Source organism: Thomasclavelia spiroformis DSM 1552 (assembly GCF_025149465.1).
Classification (GTDB): Bacteria; Bacillota_I; Bacilli_A; order Erysipelotrichales; family Coprobacillaceae; genus Thomasclavelia; species Thomasclavelia spiroformis.
The window spans coordinates 2433790-2451916 of sequence record NZ_CP102275.1 but is presented as its reverse complement, the minus strand read 5'-3'; the positions used below and the strand labels follow the sequence as shown (position 1 = coordinate 2451916).

The 18127-nt window shown below is 28.5% G+C and carries 13 protein-coding genes; 10 read left to right on the top strand and 3 right to left on the bottom strand.

All coding sequences use genetic code 11. The annotated features are described in order from the left end of the window. Window positions 1-47: 47 nt before the first annotated feature. Window positions 48-1760 carry an ABC transporter ATP-binding protein gene (locus NQ543_RS11715; RefSeq protein ID WP_004610939.1) on the top strand — a complete coding sequence of 571 codons (1713 nt, stop codon included), beginning with the start codon at window positions 48-50 and terminating at the stop codon, window positions 1758-1760. Further along, entirely contained in the window at window positions 1750-3486 is a 1737-nt protein-coding gene (locus NQ543_RS11710) for an ABC transporter ATP-binding protein (protein WP_004610940.1), read from the top strand. Before NQ543_RS11715 ends, NQ543_RS11710 begins: the two co-directional genes overlap by 11 nt. A 47-nt stretch (window positions 3487-3533) precedes the next feature. On the opposite strand, the gene NQ543_RS11705 is transcribed toward NQ543_RS11710, so the two are convergent. Together NQ543_RS11705 and NQ543_RS11700 are read right to left on the bottom strand one after the other, a co-directional pair. Then, window positions 3534-4523, bottom strand: a complete 990-nt coding sequence (locus NQ543_RS11705) for a DUF7309 domain-containing protein (RefSeq protein WP_004610941.1) — start codon at window positions 4521-4523, stop codon at window positions 3534-3536. Window positions 4524-4538: 15 nt separating this feature from the next. Continuing rightward, window positions 4539-5018 (bottom strand): phosphatase PAP2 family protein, encoded by a 480-nt coding sequence (locus NQ543_RS11700; RefSeq protein ID WP_004610942.1) that lies wholly within the window; start codon window positions 5016-5018, stop codon window positions 4539-4541. Between the two features lie 190 nt (window positions 5019-5208). On the opposite strand from NQ543_RS11700, the gene ychF reads away from it, so the two are divergent. The 7 genes from ychF (at window position 5209) to NQ543_RS11665 (ending at window position 16148) form a co-directional block, all read left to right on the top strand. Then, on the top strand, window positions 5209-6309 hold the full coding sequence (gene ychF / locus NQ543_RS11695) for a redox-regulated ATPase YchF (protein WP_004610943.1): 1101 nt from the start codon (window positions 5209-5211) through the stop codon (window positions 6307-6309). Next, window positions 6309-7115: a class B sortase gene (srtB, locus tag NQ543_RS11690; RefSeq protein WP_004610944.1), complete on the top strand. Its 807-nt coding sequence runs from the start codon at window positions 6309-6311 to the stop codon at window positions 7113-7115. Before ychF ends, srtB begins: the two co-directional genes overlap by 1 nt. A 108-nt stretch (window positions 7116-7223) precedes the next feature. Then, window positions 7224-8717 (top strand): LCP family protein, encoded by a 1494-nt coding sequence (locus NQ543_RS11685; RefSeq protein ID WP_004610945.1) that lies wholly within the window; start codon window positions 7224-7226, stop codon window positions 8715-8717. An 82-nt stretch (window positions 8718-8799) separates the two neighbouring features. Further along, on the top strand, window positions 8800-10170 hold the full coding sequence (locus NQ543_RS11680) for an O-antigen ligase family protein (RefSeq protein ID WP_039904821.1): 1371 nt from the start codon (window positions 8800-8802) through the stop codon (window positions 10168-10170). Window positions 10171-10268: 98 nt separating this feature from the next. Beyond that, window positions 10269-10700 carry a MarR family winged helix-turn-helix transcriptional regulator gene (locus NQ543_RS11675; protein ID WP_004610947.1) on the top strand — a complete coding sequence of 144 codons (432 nt, stop codon included), beginning with the start codon at window positions 10269-10271 and terminating at the stop codon, window positions 10698-10700. An 8-nt stretch (window positions 10701-10708) separates the two neighbouring features. Beyond that, window positions 10709-14935 (top strand): 2-hydroxyacyl-CoA dehydratase, encoded by a 4227-nt coding sequence (locus tag NQ543_RS11670; protein ID WP_004610948.1) that lies wholly within the window; start codon window positions 10709-10711, stop codon window positions 14933-14935. A 136-nt stretch (window positions 14936-15071) separates the two neighbouring features. Further along, window positions 15072-16148 carry a metallophosphoesterase gene (locus NQ543_RS11665; protein WP_039904823.1) on the top strand — a complete coding sequence of 359 codons (1077 nt, stop codon included), beginning with the start codon at window positions 15072-15074 and terminating at the stop codon, window positions 16146-16148. A 21-nt stretch (window positions 16149-16169) separates the two neighbouring features. Here NQ543_RS11665 and map read toward each other — a convergent pair whose 3' ends face one another. After that, window positions 16170-17003, bottom strand: coding sequence for a type I methionyl aminopeptidase (map, locus tag NQ543_RS11660; protein ID WP_004610950.1), 834 nt, complete (start codon window positions 17001-17003; stop codon window positions 16170-16172). A gap of 147 nt (window positions 17004-17150) precedes the next feature. Here map and NQ543_RS11655 point away from each other — a divergent pair, with 147 nt between their 5' ends. Continuing rightward, window positions 17151-18077 carry an AEC family transporter gene (locus NQ543_RS11655; RefSeq protein ID WP_004610951.1) on the top strand — a complete coding sequence of 309 codons (927 nt, stop codon included), beginning with the start codon at window positions 17151-17153 and terminating at the stop codon, window positions 18075-18077. Window positions 18078-18127: the final 50 nt, after the last annotated feature.

Genomic DNA, 18127 nt, shown 5'->3' with positions numbered 1-18127 from the left:
TTTTATTTTTTAATGGGTATAATGAGTTTATAAATGGAGGGGATTAGATGAAATTAAGTAAGTATCTAAAAGTATATTGGTTACCAGCAACAGTTGGTTTTATTTTTAAAATTGCCGAAGCATTTTTAGAATTAATGGTACCCTTAGTAATGGCAGATATAATTGATATAGGAATAAAAAATAATGATAAAAATTATATCTTAATAAAAGGTTTAGTATTAGTTGCTTTAGCAATTATTGGATATTTATTTGCTTTGGTTTGTCAATATTATGCTTCATTAACTTCGCAAAGTGTTGGAACTGAACTTAGAAAAGATATGTATCACCAGATAAATAAATATGATCATCATAATTTAGATAAATTAGGAACACCAACTTTGGTAACTAGATTAATAAATGATGTTGTACAGATTCAATTAGCAATTGCAATGACGATTAGATTAACATCTAGAGCTCCTTTTATCATGATAGGCTCATTGGTATTGGCATTTTTTATTAGTGGCTCATTAGCTTCAATTTTTATTATTGGAGCAATAATATTAGCAATAATAATGTTTGTAATTACTTTAACATCAATTCCTTATTTTAATAATATACAACATAAATTAGATCAAATTAGTTTAATCGTCCGTGAAAATTTAACCGGAATTAGAGTTATTAGAGCATTTGCTTCACAAAAAAAAGAAGTAAGTAAATTTACTAGAGAAACTGATAATCAAAAAGAAATTCAAATAAAAGTTGGTAAAATTCAAGCCCTACTTAATCCGTTTACATATTTGATTGTAAATTTAGCAATTGTATTAATCATATATTTTGGTGGTATTAAAGTAAATGTTGGAGATTTATCTCAAGGAGAAATAATAGCTTTAGTTAATTATATGAATTCAATTTTACTAGCATTGATTGTTTTTGCAAATGTAATATCGATTTATAATAAAGCAGGAGCTAGCTATTCTAGAATTGTTGAAGTATTAGAAACCCAGCCAGAGATTAAAAATGAAGCGACTTTTGATAAATGGTTAGATACTAAAGAAATTATATGTTTTAAAAATGTAAGTTTTGCATATGATAAAAGAAACGTTTTAGATGATATAAGTTTTACGATTGAACAAGGGCAAAGTATTGGTGTTATTGGGGGAACTGGGGCTGGCAAAAGTACTTTGGTAAATTTAATCGGGCGTTTTTATGATGTGAGTAGTGGAGAAATTTTAATAAATGGAAAATCAATTAAGGATTATGATTTGCATACATTAAGAAGTTTTGTTGGATATGTTCCACAATCGATAAGTTTAATTTCTGGAACAATTCGCGAGAATTTACAGTTTTCAAATAAAGATGCTGATGATAATCTTTTAATTCAGGCTTTAAAGATGGCTCAGGCAGAAGAATTAATTGAAGGTAAAAAGGGGCTAGATACTTTCATTGAACAAGGTGGAAAGAATTTATCAGGGGGACAGAGACAAAGGTTGACGATTGCCCGAGCTTTAGTTAAACAACCTAAAATATTAATTTTAGATGATAGTTCAAGTGCATTAGATTATGCTACTGATTATAGATTACGTCAAGAATTAAAGAAATTGGATATGACAAAAATCATAGTTTCTCAGCGAATTGCCTCACTTGAAAATATGGATAAGATTATAGTTTTATATCATGGTAAGTTAGTTGGATTTGATAGACATGAAATATTGATGAAGAATTGTAAAATTTATCAAGAAATCTATGCTTCTCAACGTGGAGGTGATAAGTGTGAACAGTAAAGTAATTAAAAGATTAATTAAATATTGTAAACCGTATCGATATATATTATTGTTTATATTTATTTTATCTACAATTAGTGTTTTGTTTACTTTATTGACACCTGTTTTATTTGGACAGGCAATTGATTTATTAATTGGGATGAATAAAGTAAATATGAATGCATTATTTATAAAATTATTTGTTATTACAATAGTAATTGTTTTAACAGCACTTGTACAATGGCTTTTAGGTCAGTTAACTAATAAGATTACATATAATATTACTAATATTTTACGTAATAATGTTTTTGAAAAAATTCATTTGTTGCCATTGAAGTATTTAGATGGACACCCCCGTGGGGATATTATTAATCGAGCAATTAATGATATTGATTTAATTGGAACAGGGTTATTACAAAGTTTTACGAGTTTGTTTACAGGAATTGCAACAATTATTGGGACTATTTTAATTATGTGTTTGATTAATTTATCGATTGCCATAGTAGTAATTGTTTTAACACCACTATCATTAGTAGTAGCATCAATAATTGTAAAAAGAACACATATTTATTTTAAGGAACAATTAGATATTCGAAGTGAAATGAATGCATATATCGAAGAGATGATTGGTAATCAAAAGCTTATTAAAGCTTATAATTATGAAAATATTAATGAAGATAATTTTTTAAAAATAAATCAAAAAATGCATGTTAGTGGAGTTAAATCACAATTTTATGGAGCATTGATTAATCCGACAACAAGAGTAGTAAACAATTTAGTTTATGGAGCCGTTGGAGTTTTTGGCGCAATAAGTGTTATAAATGGACATTTTTCAGTAGGAATGTTGTCGAGTTTTTTAACATATGCAAATCAATATACAAAACCATTTAATGAAATTTCTTCGGTAATGTCAGAAATGCAAACAGCTTTAGCAGCTAGTCAAAGAGTTTTTGATCTTTTAGATGAAAAAGAAGAAACTTCTCAAAATGAAACAATAGAAATTAATAATGTTTTAGGAGAAGTTGTTTTAGATAATGTATATTTTAGCTATGATAAAAATGAGCCATTAATTGAAGATTTTAATTTAAAGGTTAAACCTGGTCAAACAGTTGCAATTGTAGGAAAAACAGGCTGTGGAAAAACGACATTAATTAATTTATTAATGCGATTTTATGATCAAAATAAAGGAAGTATTGAAATAGATGATATAAATACTTTATCAATTGATCGTAATTCACTTAGAAAAATGTATGGAATGGTATTACAAGAAACATGGATTTTTAAAGGAAGTATTAAAGAAAATATTGCTTATGGAAAAAGTGATGCTACTGATGATGAAGTTATTGAAGCAGCTAAAAAAGCCAGAGCACATAAATTTATTATAAATCTTCCTGATGGTTATGATACAATGGTTGAAGAAAATGGTGGAAATATATCTGAGGGTCAAAAGCAATTAATTTGTATTGCAAGAATCATATTGACTAAACCACCGATGTTGATTTTAGATGAAGCTACAAGTTTTATTGATACGCGAACTGAATTGCAGATACAAAAAGCATTAGATGCCATGATGGAAGGACGAACAACATTTATTGTAGCTCATCGTTTATCAACTATTGAAAATGCAGATACGATTTTAGTAATGGATAAAGGGAAAATTTTAGAACAAGGGAATCATCAAGATTTATTAGCTAAAAAAGGTTATTATTATATGTTGTATAACAGTCAATTTAATATTAATAATTAGCATAAATAAAACAGTAGCGCTTTGCTACTGTTTTATTTACGATAAAGTTAGAACATTGATTTCATATCATTAACGATATAATCAATCATTGGTAATGGTGTAAGTTGTAAATGAATTTTACAACATTCACATAAATTTTTGATAGCACACCAAATGCTAGGATTACGAATAAAGATCGTTTGCGGGATACCATCTTCTAAAATATAACTACATAAGAAAAATAAGACAACTTCAATTTCATCTTCTTCTGGAGATAACATGTGATTATAAATAATCATTTGCGAAGTTTCATCAAGAACGATAAATAATAAAGGGTTAACAGGGCGGTCGTAATTTTTATCATCTATTGGGGTGTTTAAATAAACAAAATCAATAATTAAGTTATTGTTATTATAATGTTGATTAATAATTTTTTGTTTTTCATTTTCATCTGATAATTCAACGCTTATAAATTTATCTAATTGAGGGATAATTATAGGTTCATAATACCACTGATTACCTTTTTGATAGGCATTTATCATTTCATCTTTATCGAATTTAACATCAATTTCTTTTTTATCATATAAATCAGTAATTTCTAGTAATTGTTGCATTACTTGAACTAAAATTCGGGCTTGACTATCATTGATATGATTAGGAATAAAGCGTTTTTTATAAGATAGAAAATATGGCCAATTACCATTACCGCGATATCTTAAACCTAATTCTTTAATTATTTCTTTTTGCTGTTTTGGTACTTCAATACGATTACCTAAATAAAAAACTAAGCAAGTTTGATCATGCATTATATAATTTGTAACACTAGAATCTACCTGTTCGATTAAAAGAGATTCTAAATCCCTTAATCCATCATCACCTTGGTAAATGGATAATCCAATACAATCACCCATTTTACCCATAATAGAACAATAGTAATTATCATCAGATAAATCTATTTTAATCCAATCATTACTCCAAATCTTTTGCCATGGTTTACTTATTTTCCATTGATTAACTACATCATATAATTTTTTCCAAATATTTAAATCATGTTTCATTTTATTCTCCTTTTTTTATATTTTGATTAAAGCAATTATTAGTGCAATTACTATAGCACTAATAACATCACTTAAATAATGTACACCGCATAGAACTCTTGTACTAGCAATTATAATTGCTAAAATGACCATGAAACCGCCTAATGTTACATTTACATTTAAACAGGCAAAGGCAATTGCAAAAGCACTAACAGTATGTCTACTAGGAAATGATTCTCCTTGTTTATGTTTACTAAGGGGGATAATATCTATTGTTTCGTAAGGACGTTTACGATTAATTATTTTTCTAATTAGAGTAACTAAAATAAAGGCACTTAGTGGACGGAGTATAGTTTCTAAAAGCAAGGGACTTTTTGCAAAAAATAAATAAATAATTAGACTAGGGTAGACAATAAAAGTAATTATCGGAGTATACTGAGATAGTATAATTATTATTTTTTTTAGTTTTGAGTGATTATGAATATATGTTAATATTGTTTGATAAAAAGTTTCCATAAGTTCTCCTAGGTTTTATAAGATATAAGAAATATATTTTTATTATATAGGAATAAATTTTATTTTAAAATATTATTTATAATATTTATTAGTGAGTAATTATGTAAAAAAGAGGAAACTAAGTAAACAAACTTGCATTTTTATAGTAGATTAATGTAGAATATAAGAGCATATGAATGGAGTGATATAAATGGCATTAACAGCAGGAATTGTAGGATTACCGAATGTTGGTAAGTCGACGTTATTTAATGCAATAACAAATGCACAAGTAGAAGCAGCAAACTATCCGTTTGCAACAATCGATCCTAATGTCGGGGTAGTAGAAGTACCTGATTATCGATTAGAAAAATTAACAGAATTAATTAAACCGAAAAAAACAGTTCCTACAACTTTTGGTTTTACTGATATTGCTGGTCTTGTAAAAGGAGCAAGTAGAGGGGAAGGTTTAGGAAATAAATTTTTAGGTAATATTCGAGAAACAGATGCAATTTGTGAAGTAGTAAGATGTTTTAGAGATAAAGATGTTACCCATGTAGATGGTGATGTTGATCCAATTAGAGATATTGAAACTATTAATTTAGAATTGATTTTTGCAGATTTAGAAACAGTGGAAAGAAGAATTGGGCGTTTAGGTAAAAAAGCACAATCTGGTGATAAAGATGCTAAAGTTGAACTTGCAATTTTAGAAAAGTTAAAAGCAACACTTGAAGCAAATAAACCAGCAAGAATAATTGATTTTTCAAAAGAAGAAATGGCTATTGTAAAGCAATATACTTTACTTACAATGAAACCAATTATATATGTTGCTAATCTTGGAGAAGAAGATTTAGAAGATCCAAATAGTAATCCTCATTATGTTAAAGTTGTTGAATTTGCAACTAATGAGGGCGCTGATGTGGTACCAATTTGTGCAAAAATTGAAAGTGAATTAGTAGGAATGGATAAAGCTGAAAAAGATATGTTTTTACAAGAACTTGGAATTGAAGAAAGTGGACTTGATAAATTAATTAAGGAAGCATATAAATTACTAGGATTAAGAACTTATTTTACAGCAGGAATCCAAGAAGTGAGAGCTTGGACATTTAAAGAAGGAATGACAGCTCCAGAGATGGCAGGAATTATTCATAGTGATTTTCAAAGAGGATTTATTAAAGCAGAAACATATAGTTTTGATGATTTAGTTGAATACGGCAGCGAACATGCATTAAAAGAAGCTGGTAAAATTCGACAGGAAGGAAAGCAATATGTTGGTCAAGATGGAGACATCATGTTGTTTAAGTTTAATGTATAATGGCTAAGTATAGAAAAAGTTTTGTTGAAAGAATTAAACCAACTGGTTTTAAAGATTTGTTAAGAAGAATTGTATTATTAATATGTGTTTGTGTTTTTTGTTATAGTGCATATAATTTAGGATCTATTTTTTTAGAATATAAACAGATGGATGATAGTAATAAAAAAATTGAAGAAACTTATGTAACTGAAGCAACTGAGGAAGAAGGGGCTTATAAAAAAATTGATTTTGACGCTCTTTTAAAAAGAAATCCAGATGTTAAAGGATGGATAGATATCCCAGATACAAGAGTTAGTTATCCAATTTTACAAGGTGAAACTAATGATACTTATATTCATAGTGATATTGATAAAAAAGAATTTAGAGCGGGATCTATTTTTATTGCAAGTGAAAATGAAAATCCATTTGTTGATTTAAATACGGTTATTTATGGTCATAATATGAATAATGGCTCAATGTTTAACAATATCAAATCATATACTAAACAAGAGTTTGCTAACGAACATCCTTATGTATACATTTATTTACCTGATGGAACAGTTAGCCGTTATAAAGTAGTTGCAGCCCATATTATTCCAGAAAAAAGTGTATTATATAATACAGCAATTACTGATATTCAAGCTTTTTATGAAGAAATGCTAAAAACTAGTAGTATCGAAGTTGATTTTGATAAAACATTGAATAACCCAGTTATTACTTTATCTACTTGTACTTCTCGTGGAAGTGATAGTGGTGAACGTAATGTTGTTCATGCAGTTTTAGATAAAGCTGGTATAGATCCAAAAGTTGATAAAATGGAGGAATAGTTTATGAAGCATAGACGTTTGTCTATGCTTTTAATTATGATTATAATTTGACGAATAGTGATATTTTAGGTATTATAGGGTAGACTATAATTGAATTGAGGTGGAAGTGTGAAAGATAATAAATTTTTTAAAATTATTACTTCTAAATATGTAATTTTAGGAATTCAATTAATAATTTCTATAGTTGCAGTATATTTTTGTTTTAAATTAAAATTAATTCCAATGAAATATATAATTGGTATAATTATTGCTTTATTAATATTATTAGTTAGTTTTTTTGGCATTATTTATAGTGGTGAAAAAAGGTCAGAAAATGGAGCAACAAGTAAACGAAGTATAATTACAAAAATTATTAGTTTATTGCTTAGTATTGCATTGGTACTTGGGTGTACAATGTTAATTCGTAGTGATAATTTTATTGATAAAGTAAGTGATGCAGTTGGTCAAAAATATGTAATTTCTGTCATTGCTTTAAAAGATAGTGATATAAATAAAAAAAGTTTAGACGGAAAAAAATTTGGGGTTTGTTATGAAAAAGATTCTAAAACTTTAACAACTGCTCTTGCAGATATGGAAGATGAAATTGGCCAACAAGAATATACTAAATATGATGCATATATTCAATTAGCTGATGCTTTATATAATAAAGAAGTTGATTGTATTGTTGTTGGGGAACAATTTAGAAGTCAACTTCAAGTAAATCATGAAAACTTTGATAATGAAACTAAAATTATTACATCTTATTCTTATGACGCTAAATTGGAAGTTACAACTAAAAAAACAGATGTTACTGAAAAACCTTTTTCAGTGTATGTTACAGGAATAGATGTTTATGGAAGTCTAAATACGGTTTCTCGTAGTGATGTAAATTTAATTGTTACTGTAAATCCTAAGACAAAACAAATTTTAATGACAAGTATCCCTCGTGATTGTGAGATCAATTTGCATAGTAATGGTGAATTAGATAAACTGACACATACAGGTAATTATGGTACGGCTGAAACAATTAATACGATTCAAGATTTATTAGATATGGAAATCAATTATTTCGTAAGAACTAATTTTAGTGGGATGACTAATATTGTTGATGCTTTAGGAGGGATAACAGTTGAATCTGATGAGGAATTTGATACTTTGCATGGGAATTATCATATAGTAAAAGGATTAAATGAGATGGATGGCGACATGGCTTTATGTTTTGTAAGAGAACGTAAGCGTTTAAAAGCAGGTGATTTTGCCCGTGGAAGAAATCAACAAAAAGTATTAAGTGCCTTGATTGATAAAGCATTATCACCTAAAATTATTACTAATTTTGATAGAATATTAACTGCTCTTGAAGGAACTTTTGAAACAGATATGACAAGTGATGAGATTCGTTCTTTATTGAATATGCAATTGGATGATATGGCTGACTGGAATATTATCAATGTTCAAATTGAAGGTGAATATTATGATTGTTATGAAACTTATTCAATGTATGGAACAAAATCTGATGTTATGAAGCCATTTAATAGCCATATTAAAAGAGTTCGTAAATTGATTAATAAAGTTGAAGAAGGTAAAAAGATTACAGATAGTGAATTGGAAGGATTGGCACATTAGGAGTTTAATTACAAACTCCTTTTTTTATTTTATTTTGTAATAATCATGGTATAATAAGACTATTAATTGGAGATAGAGAAAAATGCTTTTTAATCGAAAATATTATAAGTTATGTTTTATTGTATATATGTTTATTAATACACTGGCATTAGGTTATTTTGGTGTTGGTGTAAATTATATGTTTGTGCCGTTATTAATTTGGGCGATATTAATTATTGGATATGATTTATATAAAGGTGAATTTAAATTAAGAAGTAATTATAATATTTTGATGGTCATGCAAGGTATTATTTTACTAATAGCAACTTTTTTAAATAATTATAGTGATTTTAATTCTTATGTTATCGCTTTAATGCAAATGGTTATATATGTGCTGATTTTTGGGAATCGAGCCTCAATGAATAAGAATGACATTATTGATGAAGTTAAGTTAATTATTCCTTTGGTTAATGTTCTAGTTGGAGTGGCATCGTTTGTTTCTATTTGTATGTATGTAATTGATTTTTCAGATGTCGCTAATGGATGGAATTTAGGAATGGTTGGTAGTCGATTGTGTGGTGTGTATTTTAATAGTAATCCAGCAGCATTTTTAGCTTGTATTACGATTGTCTTAGCGTTAATTGCAATTAGGCAAAAGTTTAAGTATAAGTTTTGGTATTTAATAAACATTGGAATACAGATAGTATATATTCTTTTAACGAAATGCCGAACAGCATTAATTATTTTAATTGTAATGATTTTAATGATTATTTATTATTTTTTAATTAGACGGAAAGTATATGCAACTTATAAGAAGGTTTTATTTATAGTATCACTATCTTGTATAATTGTTTTTTTAAGTATTTTTGGTCAACAAATTACTGAAATTGTGCCAATGTTTCAAGGATTTACAACTGAAGAAACTAGCCGTTTTCAAATTGGTAAGCTTGAAGAAGCGATGCATTTATTAGTATCAGGGAATCAAGAAGACTTTAACAAAGGATTAACAATAATTGATGATGTATCAAATGGAAGAATATCACTAACAAAAACTGCTTTTGAAGTTTGGAAAACAAACCCATTAATAGGAGTTGGAGCTAATAATTTTAAAAAGATTGGTAGTCAGGAAACAAATATTTTAGAATATTGGGCAGTACAAGTTGTTCATAGTCATAATGTTTTTTTGGAAACATTAGTAGCTACAGGAATCATTGGGTTTGTGTTATTTGTGATTTTCTTTATCAAATGTGTTTTGATGTGTTTTAATGTTTTAAAAAGAAGTCATGGAAAAGCAATATATTTTATTATACAAATGTTTGTTGTAATTGTTTTAAGTGAATTTATTGGAAGTTTATCTGATTATGGGGTATTTTATATTTACTCTTTGTCAGCTACACTTGCATGGTGTTTTTTAGGGTATCTATTTGTTTATCAAAATTTAATAAATACTGGTAAAGAAGATGAAACTTTATAAGTTCATCTTTTTTTATTAAATGTTTCTGAGCTAAAAAGTTGACATCTTTCGACGATGGTATATAATGTTAGCGACCTAACAATTTTGGGAGTGAAATTATGAAAAAAAAGAAAATAGGGGCGGAAATTAGGGTACTTGCTAATTTAATAGGGCGAAATTTTAATGAAATTAATTCTGGTGATGAATGTTATGATTTAACAGGGCCACAAAGTTTAATTTTAGCTTATTTGTATAAACATCAAAATGATGATGTTTTTCAAAAAGATATTGAATTAGAGTTTAATATTCGGCGCTCTAGCGCAACCGGTGTCTTAAAATGTTTAGAAGCACATGATTTTATAAGACGTGAAAGTATTAATCGAGATGCTCGATTAAAAAAAATTATTTTAACTAAAAAAGCTCATGAACATCGTGAAGTTTTAGAAAGACACATTGATGAACTAGAAAAAATATTAGTTAGAGGTTTAAGTCAGCAAGAAATCGATGACTTAATCAAAATACTTGGTAAAGTTAAAAGGAATTTGGAGTAGGAGATAGTATGAAGAATTATTTTATGGGAATTGACGTCGGGTCAACTACGATAAAGATTTATATTACAGATCAAGATGATAATTGTATTTATTCGAAATATGAAAGACATTATTCAGATATCCAGGCAACAATTAAAACATTATTTAATGAAGTAAAAGAAAAATTCGGTAATATTAAAGTTGTTGCTGTGATGACAGGATCAGGAGGTTTATCACTATCTGAATATTTAGGAATTAAGTTTGTTCAAGAGGTAATTGCTTGTACAAAGACAATTGAAACATATATTCCTGAATGTGATGTAGCCATTGAATTAGGTGGCGAAGATGCTAAAATTACTTATTTTCAAGGTACATTAGAACAAAGAATGAATGGTACTTGTGCTGGTGGTACAGGAGCGTTTATTGATCAAATGGCTTCGTTATTACAAACAGATGCAGCAGGATTGAATGAATTGGCAAAAAATTATCAGATGATTTATCCTATTGCTTCACGTTGTGGAGTATTTGCAAAAACTGATGTTCAGCCTTTAATTAATGAAGGTGCTAATAAAGAAGATATAGCTATTTCTATTTTCCAAGCAGTTATTAATCAAACAATTAGTGGATTAGCTTGTGGTAAGCCAATTCGTGGAAAAGTTGCATTTTTAGGTGGTCCGTTATATTTCTTGGATCAGTTAAGAAAACGTTTTATTGAAACTTTGAATCTTAAAGATGATGAAGTTATTTTTCCGGATAATTCTCAATTGTTTGTTGCGATGGGGGCAACATTGTTAGCTAAAGAAGAAGATAAGGTTAGTGATATTGATGGTCTATTAGAGAGATTGGATAATCTTGATGATAGTATGATAAGCCATGAAAATACGTTGGAACCTTTATTTGAAGATGATGTAGATAGAAATAAATTTATAAATCGTCATTATATAGATAAAGTTAGAAAAAATGATATTAATGGTTATATTGGTAATGTATATTTAGGACTTGATGTTGGATCAACAACAACTAAAGCAGTATTAATTGATGAAAATGATTCTTTATTATATTCATTTTATAATTCTAATGAAGGAAGTCCATTAGATGTTGTTGTTAAGATTATCAAAGAGGTATATGATCTTTTACCACCTCATGTTAACTTGGCATATAGTGGAGTTACTGGTTATGGTGAGGCCTTGATTAAAGCAGCTTTTAAAGTTGATATGAGTGAAGTTGAAACAATGGCTCATTATAAAGCAGCAACTTATTTTAAAGAAGATGTAAGTTTTATCTTGGATATTGGCGGTCAAGATATGAAAGCAATCAAGATAAAAGATGGTGTAATCCAAGACATCTTATTAAATGAAGCTTGTTCTAGTGGGTGTGGGTCTTTTATTGAAACATTTGCAAAGTCTTTAGGTTATGAGGTAAGTGAGTTTGCTAATATGGCTTTAAATTCTAAAGCGCCAATTGATTTGGGTAGCCGTTGTACAGTTTTTATGAACTCAAAAGTTAAACAAGCTCAAAAAGAAGGAGCTAAAATTGAAGATATTAGTGCAGGTTTATCTTATTCAGTTATTAAAAATGCATTGTATAAAGTTATTAAATTAAGAAGTAAAGATGAACTTGGTGAAAATATTTTAGTTCAGGGTGGTACTTTTTATAATGAAGCAGTTTTAAGAGCTTTTGAAAAAGAAGCAGGTGTTAATGCGATTAGACCAGATATCGCAGGATTAATGGGAGCATTTGGAATTGCACGATTAGCAAGAGAAAGTTATCAAGGACAACCAACGACATTATTAAGCAAAGAAGAATTAGATAAATTTAGTTGTCATAGTGAAATTAGATATTGTCAAAAATGTACTAATCATTGTATGTTGACGGTTTCAATTTTTAATGATGGTAGTGAATTTATCAGCGGTAATCGTTGTGAACGTGGGGCTAATATTCCTGTACCAAGTAAGAAATTACCAAATTTATTTGATTATAAATATCGCCGTGTATTTAATTATCGTTCTTTATCTCAAGAACAGGCAAGTAGAGGAACTGTAGGAATTCCTAGAGTATTGAATATGTATGAAAATTATCCATTCTGGCATACTTTCTTTACTAAATTAGGATTTAGAGTTGTTTTGTCGCCACGTTCTAGTAAAAGTATTTATGAAAAAGGGATAGAATCAATTCCATCTGAAAGTGTATGTTATCCAGCTAAATTGTCACATGGACATATTGAAGCATTAATTGAAAAAGGGATTAAATATATCTTTTATCCTAGCTTAGCTTATGAACGTAAGGAATTTGATAATGCTAATAACCATTATAATTGTCCAGTTGTTACATCATATCCTGAAGTTATTCGTAATAACGTCGATAATTTAGATGATAATTCAATTATATATCGTAATCCGTTTATAGATTTAAGTAATCCTAAGACACTATTTAGTAATTTAAAAGATGAATTAGAAGCATTTAATATTAGTGATAATGATTTAAAGCAAGCAATTGATGCTGGGTATGATGAATTATCAAAATGCCGTAAAGATATTCAAGAACAAGGAGAACTTGTTTTAAAATATATTAAAGAAAATAATATGACGGGCATTGTTCTAGCTGGTCGTCCATATCATGTTGATCCAGAAATTAATCATGGTCTAGCAGATTTAATTACAGCTGAAGGTATGGCGGTATTAACTGAAGATAGTATTTGTCATTTAGATAAAGATTTGGATCAATTAAGGGTAGTTGATCAATGGACATATCATTCTAGGTTATATCGTGCAGCATCATATGTAGCTTCAAAATCAAATCTTGAGTTGATTCAATTAACTTCTTTTGGTTGTGGGTTAGACGCTGTAACAAGTGATCAAGTAGCTGAAATTTTAAATGCACGTGGTAAAATTTATACTTTGATTAAAATTGATGAAGGTAGTAATTTAGGTGCAATTCGTATACGAATTCGTTCACTAAAAGCAACAATTGAAAAACAAGCCAAAAATAAAAAACTAATTTATCCAAAATATCAACCATTAAAAGTACCATTTACTAAAAAAATGAAAGAAGAAGGGTATACAATTCTTTGTCCACAAATGTCTCCAATTCATTTCCAATTTGTAGAAACAGCAATGCAAGAATCAGGTTATAATTTAGTTGTATTACCATCTGTTGATAAAGGAGCAGTAGATGCGGGATTAAAATATGTAAATAATGATGCATGTTATCCAAGTATTTTAGTTACGGGTCAGATAATGGAAGCTTTATTAAGTGGTAAATATGATTTAGAAAAAACGGCAGTTATTATTTCACAAACTGGTGGAGGGTGTCGTGCAACTAACTATATTGCATTTATTAGAAAAGCATTACAAGATGCTGGCTTGTCACAAATTCCGGTAATATCAGCAAATTTACAAGGGCTTGAAAATAATCCAGGATTTAAATTAACTTTACCATTAGTGAAAAAAGTAATTATTGGAGCAATGTATGGTGATTTGTTTATGAGAGTTTTATATCGAGTTAGACCATATGAGGCGGTAAAAGGAAGTGCTAATGAATTATATGAATCATGGGTTAAACGTTGTCACGAAAATGTTAAAACTGGAAGTATTTCTACTTTTAGAAAGAATGTTTACCAAATCGTAAAAGAATTTGATGAATTATCATTATTGGATATAAAGAAACCACGTGTTGGATTAGTTGGGGAGATATTGGTTAAATTCCATCCAACAGCAAATAATGAAATTGTTGATATAATTGAACGAGAAGGTGGAGAGGCAGTAATGCCTGATTTGATTGATTTCTTTCAATATTGTTTCTATAGCACTGATTTTGAAAATAAACATTTTCATGCTTCAAAAAATGCAGTTAGACTTTGTAATTTAGCAGTTAAATTTGTTGATTTATTACGTTATGATATGTCTAAAGCATTAAAGAAATCTAAACGTTTTGACCCACCTGCTAAAATTGAACATTTAGCTAATAAAGCTAGTACAATTGTATCAATTGGAAATCAAACTGGTGAAGGTTGGTTTTTAACTGGTGAAATGATTGAATTGATTGAATCTGGAGCACCAAATATTGTTTGTATGCAGCCGTTTGGTTGCTTGCCAAATCATGTTACTGGAAAAGGGGCAATTAAAGCTCTACGTAAGGCTTATCCTGAAAGTAATATTGTTGCAATTGATTATGATCCTGGAGCTAGTGAAGTTAATCAGTTAAATCGTATTAAGTTGATGTTGTCTACAGCATTTAAAAATATGAATAAAAAATAAAAATCTCATTTTGAGATTTTTATTTTTAAATAGTAATGTTTATTTACATAAATGATTGATTTAAAGTATACTTTAAGGTGTATTCTAAATTAAATAGATAATTATTTATATTTCATATAGACAAGGAGGAAATGCCATGTACTTATATATGGGGTTAATTGCTATTATTCCAGGAATTATTTATTTTACATTTTTTATTACGCGTTTTTTACGTAATATATTAGGAATTCATACTAATCTTTTATATAGTATTGTCATTGGAATTATTGTTGCGATAATTTCTTTTCCTGCAATGAATACATTAGAGTTATATGGGGTTGTTTATTACCATCTTTTAGTCATTACAATTTTGTTTGAATTGTTAAATATTAGATTGAAAAGATTTTCTTGGTATAAATTTATTTTTACAAGTGGAATATTACCAATAGTAGTAACAGTTCTATTTTTAGGATATGGTTATTATAATATTAATCATGTTGTAGCAACAAATTATGAATTATCAAGTGATAAAATTGATGATTTGAAAATTATTGAAATTGCGGATTTACATATGTCAACTTCAATAAATATTGATGAATTAAAAAAGTACTGTGATGAAATGAGTGAATTAAATGCTGATATAGTTGTTTTAGCGGGGGATATTTTTGATGAAAATACGCCATTGGAAGATATGATTGAAGCAAGTAAAGTTTTATCGACAATTGATAATGATTTAGGTATTTATTATGTTTATGGTAATCACGATAATGGACGTTATGAAGGAATGACATTTGGACCAGAAGAAATTAAAGAAAATCTGGAAAATAATGGTGTAACAGTTTTGGATGATGAAGTTGTTTGTTTGGATGATGTTAATATTATTGGACGTAAAGATGCTAGTTTCTGGGGAAATAATCCACGTTTATCTTCTGAAGAATTATATCAAAAAATACCAGAAGATAAGAAATATAATTATACAATTTTGTTAGATCATCAACCATTAGATTTGAATGAGAATGCAGATGTTGGTGTTGATTTACAATTATCAGGACATACTCATGGTGGGCAATTATTTCCAATGGGAATTATTCAATCACTTGCAAGTGACACATTAGTTAGTGGCAGTAGAGAGATTGGAGATTTTACAGCAATTACATCATCAGGAATAGCTGGGTGGCGTTATCCTATTAAAACTGGAGCTCGTAGTGAGTATGTAGTTATTAATGTTAAATAAAAATAGTATCCTTTATGGATACTATTTTGATATAATTTCAACGCCAGTTTCAGTAATTAATATAGTATGTTCCCATTGTGCTGAAAGACTTCCATCTTCAGTATATACCGTCCATTCATCATCGGCATCAACAAAAACATGTCTACTACCAAGATTTAACATTGGTTCAATTGTAAATACCATTCCAGGAACAATAACTTCAGTTGGTTTATGAGGATTAAAGTGAAGAACATAGGGATCTTCATGTAATGCTAAGCCTACTCCATGGCCACAAAATTCTTTTACAACACTGTAACCGTGAGCTTTAGCGAAGTTTTCAATAGCGCTACCAATATCACCAATACAGCTTTGATAAGGAATGATCGAAGATATTCCAATTTCTAAAGCTTTTTTTGTATCTTCGACTAATTGTTTAGCTTCTTTAGAAACTTTGCCAATCATAAACATTCTTGAAGCATCAGCAAAGTAACCATCAACCATGGTAGTTGCATCAACATTAACAATATCTCCCTCTTGTAATATTTGATCGTCGCTGGGGATTCCATGGCATACAACGTCATTAACTGATACACATATATGCTTTGGGTAACCACAGTATTGATAGTCTGCACAAATGGCATTATGTTTTTTTGTATAATCTTTTGCCATAATATCAATTTGTTCAGTAGACATTCCTGCTTTGATGTTTTTTTCAATATAATCTAGTAAACCAGAGTTTACAATTGCTGCTTTTTTAATTCCTTCTATTTGTTGAGTGGTTTTAATCATTTTTTTAGTGGGTACTTTTTTACCTTGTTGTTTTAATAGTTCTAATTTTTTATCTAATTCAAGAAATTCATTTTTGTTTGTATTCATATTTATCCTTCTTTCTATAATTTAGTATATCATTTTAAATAGCGTTTTAAAACCAAGTAATTTTGTGAAATATTTTTATGGTTTAGATATTTTGGGGATGATTTATTTTTTGTTTTGGTTTATGATAGTTGCCAAGAGGTGTTTATTGTGGTTAATTTTAATAATCTGATAGATTTGCAAATTGAAATATTTGTTTTAATGTTCATTGGTTATATATTAGCAAAATTAAATATTATTATTAAGGAAAGTAGAAAAAGTTTAACTGATTTAGTTATTTTTGTGATATTACCAGCAAATATTATTTATTCGTTTATGATAGAAATGAATGATAAAATTATTAAAAGTGGATTTGAAATTTTAATTGTTTCGATTGTAATTCAACTATTATGTTCGTTTTTGGGAAAGTATTTTTTTATTAAAGAATCTCCTAGAAAACAAAGTGTTTTGAAATATGGAACAATTTGTTCCAATGCTGGATTTATGGGTTCACCATTGATTCAAGGGTTATATGGATTAAATGGTTTATTGTTTGCATCAATTTATTTAATTCCCCAAAGAATTGTAATGTGGTCAGGTGGAGTTGCTTGTTTTACAGAAGCTAAAGGAAAAGATGTAATAAAGAAGGTTATTACACATCCATGCATTATTGCTGTTTTTATTGGGTTAGTGATTATGATTAGTCAGGTTTCATTACCTAATTGTGTGGTTGTTTCAATTGAGACTTTAAGTAATTGTACAATGGCTTTATCAATGATTGTAATTGGTGGAATTTTAAGTGAAATAAGATTAAAAGATGTAATTAGTGGATTAAATATTTATTATACAATTATACGTTTGTTAGTTATACCAATATTAGTTTTATTTGGATGTACTTTATTTAATGTAGCTCCATTAGTGATGGCAGTATCAACTGTACTAGCTGGAATGCCAGCAGGTAGTACAACGGCTATATTAGCTGAAAAATATGATGGTGATTCAAGATTGGCAGTTGAAATTATTTTTATGTCGACAGCATTTTCGTTAATTACAATTCCATTTTTATGTATACTTATAAATATGGTTGTTGTAAGATAAATTTTAATAGACTTTTTATTAAGTCTATTTTTTGTTATATCATTGTGTTA

Excerpts from the sequence above, each read along its gene's own strand:
- ychF (WP_004610943.1), top strand. The coding sequence starts at position 5,209 with ATGGCATTAACAGCAGGAATTGTAGGATTACCGAATGTTGGTAAGTCG.
- NQ543_RS11670 (WP_004610948.1), top strand. The coding sequence starts at position 10,709 with ATGAAGAATTATTTTATGGGAATTGACGTCGGGTCAACTACGATAAAG.
- NQ543_RS11705 (WP_004610941.1), bottom strand. The coding sequence starts at position 4,523 with ATGAAACATGATTTAAATATTTGGAAAAAATTATATGATGTAGTTAAT.
- NQ543_RS11715 (WP_004610939.1), top strand. The coding sequence starts at position 48 with ATGAAATTAAGTAAGTATCTAAAAGTATATTGGTTACCAGCAACAGTT.
- srtB (WP_004610944.1), top strand. The coding sequence starts at position 6,309 with ATGGCTAAGTATAGAAAAAGTTTTGTTGAAAGAATTAAACCAACTGGT.
- NQ543_RS11700 (WP_004610942.1), bottom strand. The coding sequence starts at position 5,018 with ATGGAAACTTTTTATCAAACAATATTAACATATATTCATAATCACTCA.
- map (WP_004610950.1), bottom strand. The coding sequence starts at position 17,003 with ATGAATACAAACAAAAATGAATTTCTTGAATTAGATAAAAAATTAGAA.
- NQ543_RS11675 (WP_004610947.1), top strand. The coding sequence starts at position 10,269 with ATGAAAAAAAAGAAAATAGGGGCGGAAATTAGGGTACTTGCTAATTTA.
- NQ543_RS11665 (WP_039904823.1), top strand. The coding sequence starts at position 15,072 with ATGTACTTATATATGGGGTTAATTGCTATTATTCCAGGAATTATTTAT.
- NQ543_RS11680 (WP_039904821.1), top strand. The coding sequence starts at position 8,800 with ATGCTTTTTAATCGAAAATATTATAAGTTATGTTTTATTGTATATATG.